Below are 16,220 nucleotides of genomic sequence, written 5' to 3'. Positions count from 1 at the left end.
TTCCGGCATGCCGCTTCGGCTACAGCCTTTCCTCCCACTCTTTCAGCTCATCCTGGATATAGGACAGTGAAAGAAGCTTCTCCTTCACCTGCTCTACATTCAACAGCTCTGTATTATTGGAGTTAAATTCTGTCAAGGGATTTCTCTCCACATCCCCCTCTTTGAAATATTTATCATAGTTCAGATCCCTCTTATCACAGGGTACACGATAGAAATTGCCCATGTCAATGGCATGTCCGCACTCCTCGTTGGTAAGAAGGGTCTCGTACATCTTTTCCCCATGGCGGATGCCGATCACTTTGATCGGATTGGCCACATGGAACACTTCCTCTACTGCCCGGGCCAGCACCTCAATCGTGCAGGCCGGCGCTTTCTGCACCATGATGTCCCCGCTCTGAGCATTCTGGAAAGCAAAAACGACCAGTTCCACCGCCTCTTCCAGGCTCATGATGAAACGGGTCATTGTAGGTTCTGTCACGGTCAGCTCTTTTCCTTCCTTAAGCTGGCTGATGAACAGCGGTATCACGGATCCGCGGGAACACATGACATTGCCATATCTTGTACAGCAGATGGTCGTCTTCTCCGGGGATACGGTCCTCGATTTGGCCACGATGACTTTCTCCATCATGGCTTTGGAAGTCCCCATGGCATTCACGGGGTAAGCTGCCTTATCTGTGGATAGGCAGATTACTTTCTTCACTCCCGCCTCGATAGCCGCGGTCAGCACGTTCTCCGTGCCAAGGACATTGGTCTTCACTGCCTCAATGGGAAAGAACTCGCAGGAGGGCACTTGCTTCAAGGCTGCCGCATGGAAGATATAGTCCACCCCGTGCATGGCATTGCGCACAGACTGGATATCCCGCACATCTCCGATATAAAATTTCAGCTTGTCACTGTATTCCGGAAATTCCCGCTGATAAAAATGCCGCATATTGTCCTGCTTTAACTCATCGCGGGAAAATATGCGGATCTCTTTGATATCTGTCTTTAAAAAGCGGTTCAGGACGGCGTTTCCGAAGGAACCTGTGCCGCCGGTTATTAAGAGTGTCTTGTCTGCAAATGTACTGCTCATGACCTAATCTCCTTTTTGAATAAAATGAAAAAGCCCTCTATAGCACTGTATGCTGAGAAAAAGCTTTATTTCCAGTCTTGTAAGAATTATGAATATATATTCCTTATTTTTCTTTGAATTGATATATATACTTTAAATCTATTTTTCTGGCATTTCTTTATCTCTCCCTAAAGCTCTCATTGATAATGACCTAATCTCTCGATGTTCTCACACTAAAGTAGAACCTCCGACAATAACTTCAGATACGATTTTAGGAAGATTTCACAACGATAAGCATTGATAAAAATGTCAAAAAACTCAGTCATTGTTTTCCTGTAAGATCTTATATACCCGCTGCATAACTTCTGCATTGGGAAAAATGGATGAAAAACATATTTATCTTTATTCTCCGGCTCTGTTTCTTTCCACGTTTTCCTTTCCAGCGCAACTCTTTTCATTTTATAGCCATATAACAACGCCTCTGCTTTTTTCTTTCCTGCGCATATTTTTTGATCTTTTCATTATCTTACGTATTCTGAACATTAACCCCATTCTTTTCCTGCTCCTCTTTAGGCCTATATTTTATTTAATTGTTCCTTGAAAACTGATTTTTACTAAGTACATTGTAAATGATTGCCGCAAATGCTTTTAATATATAGACATTTCTTCTTTTCGTCTCTGCGTCCATAGGAAACGCCTCTTAACTCAACGAATCCACGCACAGGAAGCCCAAGATATTGTATGAATCCTGTTCTGGAGTATAGAACAGCAATCGATTAGAGATTCGAATGGGGACAACTATCGTGCCGATATAAAAATTTTCCCATCGTTCTGTCGTATTTTTATATACCTTTCCAATCGTACGCAACTGTTTGTCAAATTCTTTTAATTTTCGCTGATAAAACTAGAGTCTTTGCTGTTGCGATCTTCTGCCACGATTGATATGAAATATATATTGACCTTAATTTTACCCCGTTGGGGGCGTCTCCTTCCACAAGCGCAGGCTCCCGTTCAAGGACTGTCACCTATTGTTTCCCTTGCCGGAAAGCTTTTCGTGATTATTTATACAATTCTGAAGCAGGGCACTCTTTTCGATGGATCCTGTTTTAAAGCGGGGCGTAAAACTGTAAACAAAAGCAGCTACCCTGATATATACGGGAATCAGAAAAGCATGGCTACCATGAAGAAGCACAAGCCTGATTTTTTGCATTATCAATATTTTACTAATAGCAGACAGTTTTATGACTATTTAATCATGATGCTTTCATGATTGTTGAAAACATTTATAGTCAAGGTTTAGTTATTTTGTAAAAATATTATTTTCGTGACAAGGTATATATAAATCTATGTCAAATACCTTTTCAGGCGATCCAACCTCTATGTTCGGATCCTGCCACTTCCAGCTAATTTTCAGACAGTCTCCCCAATATCCCGGGCACTTGCTTATTATCTGCTTGTTCCATCACATTTTCTCCTAATGATTTAGTCGCTAAAGTTGAATAATGAAACTCTCTTCTTATCTCTTCTGCACGAGACTTCATTTTTTCATAAGTTCCTTTTGAATATATTATTTCCTTTAGTATATCTGTTAACTCAGACACAGAATTATTATAGAAAAACCTCATATTTCCCCGAAGATCAATATGATCAATCTCATCCCAATGACGAAACACTCCAGGCAATCCATATCCCACCGCTTGCTCCCAAATAACAGAGTGCGTTCCTGGGAAAACACATAAATCCGAGGCATGAAAATATTCATACATTCTTCTGGAATCAATCCATCCCAGATTTCTTATGTAGTCCTTCCGTTTAATTTCATCCATATAAACCTGCATTTTATCATCTGGTTTTCCAAAAACCAACAACTTAATATTATTATCTTTAAAAGATTCAATCGACTCCACTAGAACTTTAAGGTTTTTTCTTTCATCAATTTTTCCACCTGTAATAATTACAAAATCATCCTCACTGAAATTCAAGTTTTCTCTTATTTTTTTTCTAATTGCTGCTCTTTGTTTGTAATCAATAAGTTCATCTTCCGCCCCCATCAATAACAAATCAACCTTATCATCCGAAAGACCATACATTTTTTTTAGAAAACTCACTCTTGCCGGCAATACTCCATATATCTTTTCAAAATATACTTCCGATTTTTTTAAAATATGTTTCCATATTATCCCATGTAATATTTTTTTTGATAGCCATCCATGCGCACTATTGATGTAATCGGCATGACTATCTCCATAAACCTTTACCTCAGGGTGTTTCTTTTTATACCTGACAACATCTTTAATTGAAACAGACTGTATTAAATGAGCAAAAATATAGTCAGGCTGTTCTTTCTCCAAGACATCATATAGTGCCGGCATATATGCTAACTTCCTTCTAATTTTACCTTTTGCATTTGCTATACGTATTAATCTTAACCCATTAAAACAAGTATATTCTCCAGGAGCATTAACTACACTTTCATTGCTTCCGGTTTTAAGACTATATTGTCCAGCAACAATAACGACGTCCGCTCCAAATACTTTTTTTTGATAATACGGAAGGCAATTTTCCTGATAAGCCATTCCATCTGTAAAATTGCCATGAAGGACAATGCTTACTATTTTCATATCTTTTTTCTGCCAAATCACAGCCTCCACCATGTCATATTCGTTTCTTGCAATTCCTTAACTGCGTATAAACCTTTAACATCAATTAGTACCTTTTCTTTATCACTGACGTCTCTATATAGTTCTCTGATTTTGACTAATCCCAATTCCTTGAACTCATTATGGGCAACAGCTACAATCACGCAATCCGCATCCTTAACATCCTCAATCTTAGTCAACTCTACGCCATACTCATGCAGAGCGTCCTTTTCACTTGCCCAAGGATCTACTATGATCGGTTTAATTCCATATGTATTAAGATGCTTAATAATGTCATCTACCTTAGAGTTTCTGGTATCCGGACAATTCTCCTTAAAAGTCAGTCCAAGAATGACGACTTTACTCTTTTTCGGTGCTTGTCCTGATTCAATCATCTTTTTGATGGCAGCATCAGCCACATAGGCTCCCATAGAATCATTCACGATACGCCCATTCAATATAATCTGGCTGTGATAACCCAACTTTTCAGCTTCATATGTAAAGTAATATGGATCAACGCCAATACAATGGCCACCTACCAAGCCTGGTCTAAAGCCTAAAGCGTTCCACTTGGTATTCATGCCATCGACAACCTCATTTGTATCAATATCCATACGGTCAAATACCATAGCAAGTTCATTCATGAATGCAATGTTAATATCTCTTTGACTGTTCTCTACCACCTTTACTGCCTCTGCCGTACGTAGGTTTGATACTGGATGGGTTCCAACTTCAATCACAAGATCGTACACAGCTTTAATCTCCTCTAACGATTCTTCATCTATACCGCTCACAATCTTATGAATATTTTCCAAGCGATGAACTTTATCACCAGGATTGATCCGCTCTGGACTATAGCCAACCTTAAAATCCCTGCCACACTTCAATCCACTTTGGTTCTCAAGAATTGGAATGCAAACATCTTCTGTACAGCCAGGATAAACTGTAGACTCATATACCACTATCGCCCCTGGAACTAGATTGCGCCCTACAATCTCAGAAGCGCCAATAACAGGGGTTAGATCCGGCGTGTGATCAGTGTTCACAGGTGTAGGAACAGCTACAATATGGAACTTAGCTTGTTGAAGATCCTTCTCATTCGAAGTAAAGTTAATCTTTGTATTTTTAATCTCTTCATCACCAACCTCGTTAGTTGGATCAATGCCAGATTTGTAGATTTCAATTTTTTCTTTATTTAGATCAAAGCCTATTACATTTAATCCTTTTTTAGCAAAAGCATGGGCAATAGGCATACCGACGTATCCTAAACCCACAAGAGAAAGGGCTTCTTCATGATTGATAAGTTTGTCAAATAATTTCATTTTCACTAATCTCCTTTGCAAAATTCTTGTTAAATAGTTCTAAAACACTATCCTGCATTGCTCATAGTTCTCTTCTTTTTGATTATAGGAATACAGAGCAGTAAATAAACACCTGCCCCGACAGCAATTTCAATAACCAGTCGAACAAATATCGACGCATCTAGGAACGCACACATTCGCACAACAAAAATCATCACTAAACCTGGAATTACATAAACCAGAGAACCAATTATCGGTTTTAAAATATTAATCCTTCGCTGAGTAAAAATGATATAAAATAGACATGTCGCAAATTCTGCTATCAAGGTGCCTAAAGTTGCTCCCATAGCACCGAGTCCAAGCGGTACTAGAAACATATAATTGCAAGAAAAATTTAAAATTGCTCCGGCAATAACTGAACACGTATATACCTTCTCTTCATTATTGGGTATCAAATACTGATTTCTTATGATACTAGAAAGGGATTTAATTACCATCACTACAGCAAATACATATATCAGCCGAATACACTCTTCATAGCCTCTTCCAAAGAATGCAGGGATAAATTCTTGTGCAACAGCAGCGATTCCCAACGATATGGCATATGTCAAAAACATAAACAGGTCTAATGTTTTATCTAAAAGTCGTCCTCCCTCCTCTCTCCTTCCCTCCGCTACCAAGGCAGACATGCGTGGCAACATAACCGTTCCCATCGCAGTAATCAATGACAGCGGAATATTAATCACTTTATCAGCATTGTAATAAAATCCAGACTGTTCATATGTACTGAAAATGCCAAGCATGGTCTTGTCCATAATGTGATAAACACTTGTCGCAATCAATGGTATAAACAAGAGAAAATTAGGTTTTAGATGAGATAAAATCCCATGGATGGATGGTTTGCAATAAATAACTTCCCTCCGAAGGAATGGCCATAGCGCCAACTGACTCAGTAGTGTTCCCACTGACATTATCGCAACATATTTCCATAAATCCTCTGCAGTTCTAACAAATAAAAAGATTGCAATGACTGTTAATAGTTTAATTACTGTATTCCTTATAACTGTAACTTTGAAATTTTCTATTCCAAAAAAGAACCAACTAATATCAAATACGCATGCAACTATCCAGATTGCCTGAGTAAGAACTATCTCTTTATTCTCATTAGATACAAAAATTACAACACAGTATCCTAAAAGTGCTATTAAACTAGATATGAGTTGTAAGGAATATATCTCGCAAAATTTCTTTGAACGTAACTGTTTGTTTTTTTTTTTACTATGGCAATAGATCGACTTCCATAATTAAGAATCCCCATCATTGCAAAGATTGTAAAGTAATTTGTAACCGAATATGTATATGAATATATTCCCAAACTTTCCGCTCCAAGAACACGCGAAATATATGGCGTTGTTATCAGTGGTAAACATACTGCTAATATTTGATATATAGTCTGATATCCCAAATTGTGTATTAATTGTCTCATATCCCACAACCTTTCTAAGTTTGCCTTCTAAAATTCAAAGCATAAAAAATGATTTATAGTTTATTTATCAGAAATATTTTATGAATTTCACTCATTCTAGTCTACTATCTTTACTATTATATCTATACGTTTGTATCGTCTTTTTATCTTTCAGCAAGAACAGTGCAAGGTGAATCCATATTCCTCCTGTAATTATTGCAGATGTTAACGGACCTTCATTCAAATAAATCATTGTATAAGTTAGGGTCCCAACATATGCGGCTAATTGCGTTTTATTCTTCTCATATATTTTATCAAACACCTCAAGAAGAAGCCCTATTAGAATTGCATATATAACAATGAATACTACACCGCCATTATCGTAAGCGTCCCCTATAAAACCAACATTTGCATTCCCCGATCCTGTTGAGAGTAAATACGTAGAAAACTCGCCATAAGGTGATTCGATATTAAATATGCGTCCAATAATCGTCTCACACAAATATAATTTGGGATTTTCTGAAAAGAAATCATAATGATTAAAATTTATACTAGCGGGTATACTAAGTAATCTTGTTGGAAATATTCCAATAAAGGCCGTACTGCCAAACTGTAGATATAAAAACAGCGGAAATATACATACTATTCCTAAGAAAAGAGACCAATATCGTAAAAAATCAAATTTTCTCATTACCAGAAAATATGAAACTATTATAAGTACTATTGAAAATAAAACTGTTTTCGATCCAGTAAATAAATATAAGTAGCCTTGATATACCAAAGCTAATGCAGCTATACCATACCGCCTTTCCGATAATGAGCGACAGATAAGTGCGGGTATCAAAGCATAAGTAAGCCAATTAATAATATATCCCCAAATTCCCGGATAGAATCTTTCGCTCCTAATTTCATATACGTTATAAAGATTAAGTGCTCTTAAATCCGCAATGCCGAATCTAAGTGTAAACAAAATAAGTATAAAACTTATAATTAGTATTAGCATTTTGGAAATACTAATATTGCATTCAATTAATTTTATCTTCTTTATGCATATATGCTTTGTTACTAAACATATTATTATAAATGCCATAAAAGCATAAATCATATACTTATTTGCTCTATCAGCTTGCCAATACATAGAAAGCAAAGGTGTCAGAGTAAATAAGTACATTATTCTGACCAAATAATATGAAGGTTTATCCTTATTCTTAGGCAAAATGAAATACCCCATAATGAATAACACATATGAGACTATACATTTCATAATATTGGGGGTATAAACTAAACCCATATATGAATACATATCACTTACTCCTAATGCATAGGACAATTCACAGCATATTTTATATAACAATGAGAAAAACAAACTCCTAGTAATCCTCTTCACTTTTACCTCCCTTTAATAAAGCATAACTTTTCGGAATCTTCAGCCCTGATTTTATAAGGCCTTCCGCCCCCTATTTCAAAAAACACCCACTTTTTTCAAAAAACGCTTGACAAATCACTCAAAATTTGCGACGAAGCCGATTGATTATATTTTATTTCAATCGACTGGAGGCAATTTTTTGTTACCTTGTAATCCTGGCGGCCATGCCACAGGATACTTTCGTATTCAATTTCCTTAAGTTTTATCTGGATCCCTTTGTGCTTCCTAAAAGCATCTGAGACTATATCGTGCAGTTCTGGTATCTGGATCTTTCTCTGACTGATTCCATTATGCAGGAGTTTTACTCTGTTTTTAGCTCGGAGCCCCGGCTCCCTTCCTGCTTGCTTTGCTCTTACCTGCTTGCTCTGAAACTGAAAGTAACTTCCATTACGGTCTGGCGCTGCATGCTCAGGGCCCCCTCTTTATGCCATCCTTAGCGGATTCCCTTTCGGGGATAACCCCGGTGCCGAGACTTTTTATGATTTCTTTTCCCACATCTGGCAGGGCAACTTCGATAATCTTTCCCCGAAAGACCGTTTCCCTAAAATTAAACCGTCCAAGGTAAAGAAGAAAAGTGATAAAGCTCCCTGTAATTCTTCCAGTACTGCGTCCAGACTTCTTCCTTTGCTGGAACACTGGCAGTTGAAACCGGAGAATCCCTTTTTTCTCATCTTTCAGCCTTATCATCAGCAGTTCCTGTCTGTTTCCTGCTCAAAAGGACTCATTGCCCCAGATCATCTGGCTCTTGCCGGTAACGGCACCCCTGTCCGGACTGCCGCGAAACGGAAAAAGCGAGTCTGTGATTGCAAGAAAAAAGGCTGTCCTTCCTGCAGTTGCAAACGCTATTATTCCCAGCCGGACTGCAACTGGGGATGGAGCTCCCATCGAGAATGCTATTTCTTCGGTTACCACCTCTATATGTATGTGGTCTCCGATTCCTACAGCGATCTCCCTGCATCTCCGCTTTTGGAAAAAGCTTCCCGGCGTAATATGCTTTCTTTTCTACACTCTTTTTTCACCATGAAAGCATACCTTCCGGAGTTTCGGATTGAAAAACTCCTTCTGGATTCCGCCCACGACGCTTATGCTGTCTATGAATACTGCAGACGGGAAAATATCACTCCCTTTATCGGCCTCAATCCCTGTCATACCGGACATTTCACCATTGATGAGAACAGCGTCCCGATCTGTAAGATGGGCTTACGTATGCACAAAGATGGATATGAAACTGCCAAGCATCGGGCGAAATACCGGTGTCCAAAAGCAAACCGAAAACGCGACTGCTTCTGTGAACATCCCTGTTCACCAGCGAAATATGGCAGAACCGTACACATCTTTACCGATGATAATCCAAAGTTATTTAACATACCGCCAAGGGATTCTAAAGCATGGGAAAAGGAATATGACGGAAGGACTCCCGTGGAACGCTCGAACAAGCGTGAGAAAGAGGACTATAAATTAGAAGACGGCAGGCACCACTCTACAAAGATGTGGTACTGCCGCCTCTACGACATCATGATGCTCGTGAAATGCCATCAGTCGAGCATTTCACGAATTATTATTAAGATTAGCTGCCTAACAATGATATCTTAAACAACTCCTTAAGATTTTCCAAGGCATAGCACCCACTATGTCCAATGTTTTGTCTATTTTTCATAAATTTCTTTTCCTGCACGATATTCAGTTGTCAAGTTTCGGCTGGAATCTCATTCATTGAGATTCCTAGAAGTTATAAAGCGTCCGTTAATGTATTCACATTTAGACTAATAAACAGTTTTAGAATTCAAATTAATCCTTGGTAAAAACCAAATTTTATCTCTTGAGGTCACTTTACAATTTAAAGTTGAATACACTCTTTTGTACTCTCTTTGTGCCATCTTAATCGACTTGCTATCACACGCATAAATTGACCCATATGGAAACGCAAAATCTTCTATTTCGCAGCCAAGTAATTGCTCATGGCGCTCTCTACAAAGTTCTTCTATCTTCTCTTGACTTGTCAAAAATCGAAACAACTTATGGCTAATACCATGTCCACCAATTGTACATAGCGAACTATCACGCAGATTTTTTAATTCCCGTTCATCAATATATCCCTCTTTTCCAATAAATACGGGTGATACAAAACACATATATGGTATATTGATACTTTCAAGATAGGTAATTGCATTTGTCATGGCATCTTTAAAAATATCATCAAACGTAATCATACATGCTTTCCTATCAAAACTGTCTTCAAGTTGACTAGGTTTAATAAATTGATAGCCTGCATCCAGCAATCCATTTATAAAGATTTTAAACTCAGTTGTGCGAATTGATAAATTCATTTCCTCATTTATAGGATCATCGCTAACATGGTGAATCATAAAAATAGGTACTCCAGTATCAGATTTTCTTTTAAATTCGTAAATTTTTTGTTGCAACGAATATATTTTTTTAAACATACTTACCATTAATCTTTCTATCAATTTTAAACAATGCCCAAGGTAGCACAAAAAAAATTTTTGACAATTTTTCTACTATTTTAGGAGAGTGGTTTTTTTCAAATACTGAAATCATCTTGTCATCAACCACACAAAGTTCTGAAGCCAGTTTAAATAGAATACTAATATTGTATTTATCTATTAGCTGCTCTTTGTTATTTTTTCTGCACTTCCAAACATTACTTCTCGCCTGAATCTGAACTCTTGCGCGTTTAGAAGCATTTTCTCCTCTGATTCGAACTTCTACAAGTACATCAGGGATTGCCAATATAGGATTATCGGCATTAATCATCAGCCAAAAATAAGAATCCTGACCAAATCTTAAATCTGGATTAAATCTCACATTCGGATAATCAACTAAATACTGTCGTTCAATCATCACGCACGGTGTAGCGATATATGGTGTATTATACCGATGAACAATTGGAACATCTGAGTTAGTCATTTTATATTCAACACTTTCTCCTACCCCAAAAGTCCTATAACCACAATACGACCAAATGACATCGTTCTTCTTCATGTATTCTAATTGTATTTCCAGTTTTTTAGGCAACCATCGATCATCTGAATCCAAAAAAGCAATATATTTTCCCGTCGCAGTTTCTATTCCTGTATTACGCGCAGTTGAAGGCCCACCATTCTCCTTTTTTATATACTTGATTTTGTTAGAATATTGTGCCAAAAATTCTGTCATATTTTCAGGCGAACCATCATTAACAACTATTATTTCATAATCTTTAAAAGTCTGAAGCAATACGCTGTCTACAGCTTCCTTTAACCAATCGACACCTGCGTAAAACGGTATGATAACACTTACTTCTGGCATTTATACTGTCTCCATTATCGTATCTATATATTTTTGAGTACATACTCTTCTATTTAAATTTTTTTCAACGTATGTACGTGCATTCATTCCTAATTTCTCTTTTAAACTTTCGTCTGCATATAATTTTAATATGTTATCAGCCAATCCTCTGAAATCATCTGCATCACTAAACACCCCAACTTCTACTGTCTTAATGATGCTCTCCATTTCAGTTTCTGAGTCAAAACTCGCTAAAACAGGAGTACCTGTTGCCATAATACACCATGTTTTACTTGGCATTGCGCTTCCTCCAAAACCTTTTTTACAGGAAACTATTGAGGCATCTCCTAGACTGTACACATAGGAAACCTCGCTATATGGTTGTATGGGAAGAAATCGTACATTAGATAGTTCCATTTCTAGCACTTTTTTTTTGTATTCTTCCGCTTGGGCTTCTTTACCGAAAATCAGAAATTGGATATTCTCCTTTTCTTGTAGTGTTTTGGCCGCAGACAAAATAACCTCAATATTTTGAGCGAATCCTAGATTTCCCGCATACACAACATTGAACATATCCTTGGAAATTTTATATTTTGTATAAAGATAATTTTCTCCCTTTGAAATAGGATACACTTTATCTGTATCAATCCAGTTATGAATTACATAAATCTTTTCTTCCGGAACACCTTTTCTAATGATATTTTTCTTTATGTCCTCACTAATAACGATAATTGCATCCGCATTATCATAAGTGTAGCTTTCTAGTTTTCTACCAATTTTCCAAATTAGCGCCCCCTCTGAAGTCAACCCTGTATTTACCATAGAATCTGGAAATACATCTTGTAGGGTAAAGACAAATGGCACTTTTAGTTTTTTCTTTACCATGCTACAAAGCAATCCCTGTGTTGGGGGTGTACTTCCGGAAAAAATCACATCAACATTCTTTGCTCTGATTCCTTTAAAGTACTGTATTATATTTACAAGAATATATCTCAAGGCTCTTAATAGTGGATTTTTACCTTCTGGGAACATCGGAAATCTATTAATGATATAGTGTCCGTTAAACTTTTCTTCATATGGTATCTTTTTGAATTTACTTCTTACCTCTTTAGATATACCCCTACAAGGTGTTGGTACGTAATCCTCAACACAAATATTACTTTTAGAAAACGCATCATATAAATCGTCTGTCAAATGTGAGCTAGATATTTGCTCAGGATCACAATATGCAGACATCTGCAGAATCTTCAACATATTTCCACCTTCATCTTATCCAAAGCTTTATAGCAGTCTGCTACGGCTCTCTCAGCATTCTCGTCCTTCGCAATAACAAATCCTATTCTTGCCCCGCTGCTATTAATCTCGGTTACTTCTTCTCCAATCCCATGGACAATACTAATCTGTTTCACACCAGAAACTTTCTCAGCTTCTTCCACGCCCTCAATGTTTTTAACGACACCTGCGTGCTGCTCAAAATAACGGATAGCAGACCCTCTATTCCACTTCGGCTCAATATCCGGTTTCTCACCAAGCGCAATTCTAATGCAGCATTCCACCATATTAACACCGGTGGAGAGTGGGACAAGATGAGTTGTGATACAATCTCCGCCAAGACGTGCGCCCAATTCCACAATCTTCGGGCCTTCTGAAGTAACAATTATTTCTGTGTGGGATGGACCGTCCTTAATTCCGATTGCTTTGTTGGCAGCCTTAGCTACTTCTTTTATCTTTCGAACGGTATCCTTCCCCAACCTTGTAGGCTGTGAGTGCCCCATCTCTACATAGTATGGTGCGCCTGTTGTGAGTTTATCTGTAATCTGTATTACATGGCACTCTCCGTTGATTGAAAGAGTCTCAACACTGACCTCCGGACCACTCATATATTCTTCAACTACCACATCACCTACTCTGGAGAATGGTTTACAGTACTCATATGCTTCTTTTATTATTTTCTGGTCTTTGATATCCTGGACTTCGTAGATTCCACGACTTCCAGAGCTATCAGCAGGTTTTACAATAAAAGGAACAGTGAAGTTCTTGACCGCTTCCATGTATTCTTCTTCATTTGTAACCTTATAAAACTTAGGGATTGGAACACCACTCTCTTGGAGCGCTTTTCTCATTACAGCTTTATTTGTAGCCTTGAGCGCAGTATCTGCGTCAATGCCGATCAATCCCATCTCCTTAGCAACTGCAGCAACAGATCTCATCGGCATGTCAGTAGCCAGAGTCATAATTCCATCAATCTGATTCTTCTTTGCTGCTTCCACAATGGCTGGTGTGTCTATGGTGCTAATGACTTCTTTTACTACTCCGGACACTTTAAATCCAACTGCTTTTGGATTCATATCCACAGCAATTACATCAAGACCCATTTCTTTAGCTTTTTCTATAGCAGGAAGCTGCAGAATGCTTGCTCCCAGAATCATAATCTTTTTTTGCATATCTACACCTTTCAAAGCTGCTTAATCATTTCGATTTGTTTTTCTCCATCATTTTTAATGTTTCCATTTGGTTCAAATCCATATTGTTTGTAGAGATTAATTGCAACCATGTTATCTTCGGCAACATGCAGTTTAATTGTCTTGAATTTGTTTGATATACATGTTTCCATCGCTTTTTCTAAAATGACTTTTGAGAGTCCTAAACCTCTATAAGTAGCTAGGACATAAACATTACAGATATATGCCTCTAACGTTTCAGTATTGTTACAATAAAGCATTAAAAATGCTATTATTTTTTTGTTCTCAATAACTGAAATAATATTACCAAAATCGATGAATTTTTGAATTCCTATTCTCAATTCTTCATCTGTAAGAGTTCGTCCAATTTCCTTATTGTGATTCCATACCAATTCAAAAACATCTTTGCGTTTATTTATGATTTCTGCTTCATAGTTTGACATTTTTACATCCGCCAAAGATAACTTATGATCCATACGATATATAATGTATCCGGATTCTACAGTCTCAATATTACTATCTGCTTTTTTGAAGTTGCTGTCCTTGACAGTATTTGCAATACACCAATCCGCATTTCGAGATGCTTCAAATATTTCTTTCAGATTTCTATTTTCCCAACAATGAAATATGATTCCCGAGTATGCAATGTTGTGTACCTCAGGGATAGTAAGATACCCAAAGCTGCACTCTATGGCTCCCCTATAGTAATCATAGTCAGTACTCAGTCCAATTAATGTATCACCAATATGATCTCCACCAGCTCTTGCACCGACCTCAATAAAATATACCTCGTCATTAACTATCTTTATTTCTAAATGCGCCATTCCGCAATCAATACCAAGCAGAGTTAGAATTTCATTTGCGGCATCAACAACCATTTCTTTATATGTACAATTTAGCTGAGCTGGCTGGTGGTGCGAAATCTCTGTGAAATGAGGTGCCCCAGATGTTATTTTTTCGGTTATCTGAATGACATATTTTTTTTCTCCATCTGCAAGACATTCCACAGAAAACTCCTGCCCCCCTGAAATATATTCTTCAATCAAAACAGTATGATTTGATGACATTTCCTTTGCATTGTTTACTGCAATTAAAAATTCTTCTTTACTTCTTGCTAAAGAAATTCCTCTTTTTCCACAAGAATCAACTGCTTTTACCATCACAGGGAAGTGTTCAACTTTCTGTCCACTAAAGAGAAAATAATTTGGTTGTTTTACATTTTTAGCTAGTTTAATTGCTTCACGCATTAAATACTTATTTCGAGCAAAGAATCCTTTGTCACATCTATTACCTGGCAATCCTAATCGTTTAGCTAACAAAGCTGCGCTTTCCGTTGTGACTTCACTAGATGCAATAACTGCATTAATTCGGTATTTGCGACTCTCTTCTTCCATGCCGTCAATATCAAAAATAGACTTTTCAATAAATAAATCTACTAGATTTTTTGCCACCGAATCACCTTCACCGAATGCAACAGTGGTAATTCCCATTTCTTTAGATTTATTAATAATTGGAATGGCTGCTTCTCCAGCTCCAACAATCGCTAACACTCTTTTCATATTTATTACCCACTTTTACTTGTTATAGATGTTTTTTCTCTGAGCAACTGTTTCAATTGTTTTTAACAGTATTTTCATATCGCCTAAAAAAGTTACGTTTCTTGCATATTCGGCATCCATTTTTATTTTTTCTTCTTGAGAAATAGAATTCCTAAAATATGCCTGCGTATAGCCAGTAATTCCCGGCCTTACTAAAAGCCTATCTTGAAAATTTTTTGAGGTATTTTCTTTGCCTTCAACAGGCACGAATGGTCTTGGACCAATAATACTCATATCCCCAATTAGCACGTTTAAAAGTTGGGGAATCTCATCCAAGCTTGTCTTTCGCATTAGTTTTCCAATACTCGTTACCCGAGGATCATCTTCCGCATTATATGTTGATCCGTCAGCATTTCTAATATCGGGAGCATTAACCTTCATTGATCGGAACTTATACATATAAAAAACTTTGCCTTTTTTCCCTAGACGAGGTGCATTATAAAAAACTGGTTCCTTATCAGATAGATAGATAATGGGGGCTATTATCACAAATATTATGGCAAAAAAAGGTAGCCCCGTTAAGGCAACAACAATATCGACAATTCTTTTTATGTACTTTGCGTACATTACTAATCCTCCATTTTTCGATGTATTTCTTCGCAAAATATGTATTTGCGTTTCCGTTTTCTTCTCGATACAGAAAGCATCTTCCAAACATCGATTCCCATAGCGGTTCCAATCGTGTTATTCAACACATCATCCGCTTCGTAGTAACCCAATACCGCTATGTATTGGACAAACTAACACAGTTAACAAGAACCTGAGCAGAACGGTCTTCCAGCCTTTTTCTCCAATCAGAAAGCCTAGAGGGATGAGTAGCAGAATATTGAGGGCAATATCCCACCAGAATCTCATTCGAACTTCCCAGAACAGACCCTTAACTATTCTTACTGCTCTCGTATCTCTAGTGAAAAGAGTCACCCACAGAATGAAGAAGATATAAAGGGCTATAAGTTCTTTTTGCCTCCTCTTGCTCATCTATGCTCCTCG

The 16,220-nt window shown here is 37.4% G+C and carries 16 protein-coding genes; 2 read left to right on the top strand and 14 right to left on the bottom strand.

Annotated features, from left to right (window positions below):
* Window positions 1-19 precede the first annotated feature (19 nt).
* Complete coding sequence (locus BKD12_RS15600; protein ID WP_070090272.1) at window positions 20-1,072, bottom strand: polysaccharide biosynthesis protein; 1,053 nt, start codon at window positions 1,070-1,072, stop codon at window positions 20-22.
* Between the two features lie 922 nt (window positions 1,073-1,994).
* On the opposite strand from BKD12_RS15600, the gene BKD12_RS17040 reads away from it, so the two are divergent.
* On the top strand, window positions 1,995-2,321 hold the full coding sequence (locus tag BKD12_RS17040) for a hypothetical protein (RefSeq protein ID WP_176730988.1): 327 nt from the start codon (window positions 1,995-1,997) through the stop codon (window positions 2,319-2,321).
* 133 nt (window positions 2,322-2,454) lie between these two features.
* On the opposite strand, the gene BKD12_RS15585 is transcribed toward BKD12_RS17040, so the two are convergent.
* The 6 genes from BKD12_RS15585 to BKD12_RS15565 form a co-directional block, all read right to left on the bottom strand.
* The gene (locus BKD12_RS15585; RefSeq protein ID WP_070090293.1) at window positions 2,455-3,672 is read right to left on the bottom strand and encodes a glycosyltransferase; all 1,218 of its coding nucleotides are present in this window, start codon (window positions 3,670-3,672) and stop codon (window positions 2,455-2,457) included.
* 17 nt (window positions 3,673-3,689) lie between these two features.
* On the bottom strand, window positions 3,690-5,012 hold the full coding sequence (locus BKD12_RS15580; protein WP_070090269.1) for a nucleotide sugar dehydrogenase: 1,323 nt from the start codon (window positions 5,010-5,012) through the stop codon (window positions 3,690-3,692).
* Window positions 5,013-5,059: 47 nt separating this feature from the next.
* Window positions 5,060-6,283, bottom strand: a complete 1,224-nt coding sequence (locus BKD12_RS15575; protein WP_083262998.1) for an oligosaccharide flippase family protein — start codon at window positions 6,281-6,283, stop codon at window positions 5,060-5,062.
* The gene (locus BKD12_RS17640) at window positions 6,196-6,477 is read right to left on the bottom strand and encodes an oligosaccharide flippase family protein (protein WP_083262997.1); all 282 of its coding nucleotides are present in this window, start codon (window positions 6,475-6,477) and stop codon (window positions 6,196-6,198) included. Before BKD12_RS17640 ends, BKD12_RS15575 begins: the two co-directional genes overlap by 88 nt.
* A 91-nt stretch (window positions 6,478-6,568) precedes the next feature.
* On the bottom strand, window positions 6,569-7,759 hold the full coding sequence (locus BKD12_RS15570) for a hypothetical protein (RefSeq protein WP_070090268.1): 1,191 nt from the start codon (window positions 7,757-7,759) through the stop codon (window positions 6,569-6,571).
* A 531-nt stretch (window positions 7,760-8,290) separates the two neighbouring features.
* Window positions 8,291-8,569, bottom strand: coding sequence for a hypothetical protein (locus BKD12_RS15565; protein ID WP_070090267.1), 279 nt, complete (start codon window positions 8,567-8,569; stop codon window positions 8,291-8,293).
* 333 nt (window positions 8,570-8,902) lie between these two features.
* Between BKD12_RS15565 and BKD12_RS15555 the strand changes: the two genes are divergently transcribed.
* Complete coding sequence (locus tag BKD12_RS15555; protein WP_141736963.1) at window positions 8,903-9,475, top strand: hypothetical protein; 573 nt, start codon at window positions 8,903-8,905, stop codon at window positions 9,473-9,475.
* 170 nt (window positions 9,476-9,645) lie between these two features.
* Here the strand turns inward: BKD12_RS15555 and BKD12_RS15550 are convergent, their stop codons facing one another.
* From BKD12_RS15550 to BKD12_RS15520, 7 genes are all read right to left on the bottom strand, one after another.
* The gene (locus tag BKD12_RS15550; protein ID WP_176730991.1) at window positions 9,646-10,326 is read right to left on the bottom strand and encodes a polysaccharide deacetylase family protein; all 681 of its coding nucleotides are present in this window, start codon (window positions 10,324-10,326) and stop codon (window positions 9,646-9,648) included.
* Window positions 10,319-11,191: a glycosyltransferase family 2 protein gene (locus tag BKD12_RS15545; protein WP_070090264.1), complete on the bottom strand. Its 873-nt coding sequence runs from the start codon at window positions 11,189-11,191 to the stop codon at window positions 10,319-10,321. The genes BKD12_RS15550 and BKD12_RS15545 overlap by 8 nt, the downstream gene beginning before the upstream one ends.
* Window positions 11,192-12,424 (bottom strand): glycosyltransferase family 4 protein, encoded by a 1,233-nt coding sequence (locus BKD12_RS15540; protein WP_083262996.1) that lies wholly within the window; start codon window positions 12,422-12,424, stop codon window positions 11,192-11,194.
* Window positions 12,418-13,629, bottom strand: a complete 1,212-nt coding sequence (locus tag BKD12_RS15535) for an ATP-grasp domain-containing protein (RefSeq protein WP_242872787.1) — start codon at window positions 13,627-13,629, stop codon at window positions 12,418-12,420. The genes BKD12_RS15540 and BKD12_RS15535 overlap by 7 nt, the downstream gene beginning before the upstream one ends.
* Window positions 13,626-15,191, bottom strand: coding sequence for a GNAT family N-acetyltransferase (locus BKD12_RS15530; RefSeq protein WP_070090263.1), 1,566 nt, complete (start codon window positions 15,189-15,191; stop codon window positions 13,626-13,628). Before BKD12_RS15530 ends, BKD12_RS15535 begins: the two co-directional genes overlap by 4 nt.
* A gap of 15 nt (window positions 15,192-15,206) precedes the next feature.
* Complete coding sequence (locus BKD12_RS15525) at window positions 15,207-15,797, bottom strand: sugar transferase (protein WP_070090262.1); 591 nt, start codon at window positions 15,795-15,797, stop codon at window positions 15,207-15,209.
* Window positions 15,798-15,926: 129 nt separating this feature from the next.
* A complete protein-coding gene (locus BKD12_RS15520; RefSeq protein WP_070090261.1) occupies window positions 15,927-16,208 on the bottom strand; it encodes a hypothetical protein in 282 nt (93 codons plus the stop codon).
* Between the last annotated feature and the right edge of the window lie 12 nt (window positions 16,209-16,220).

Origin of the sequence: Merdimonas faecis (assembly GCF_001754075.1) — a bacterium.
GTDB classification, from domain to species: Bacteria; Bacillota; Clostridia; order Lachnospirales; family Lachnospiraceae; genus Merdimonas; species Merdimonas faecis.
This window is presented reverse-complemented; position numbering and strand designations above follow the sequence as displayed.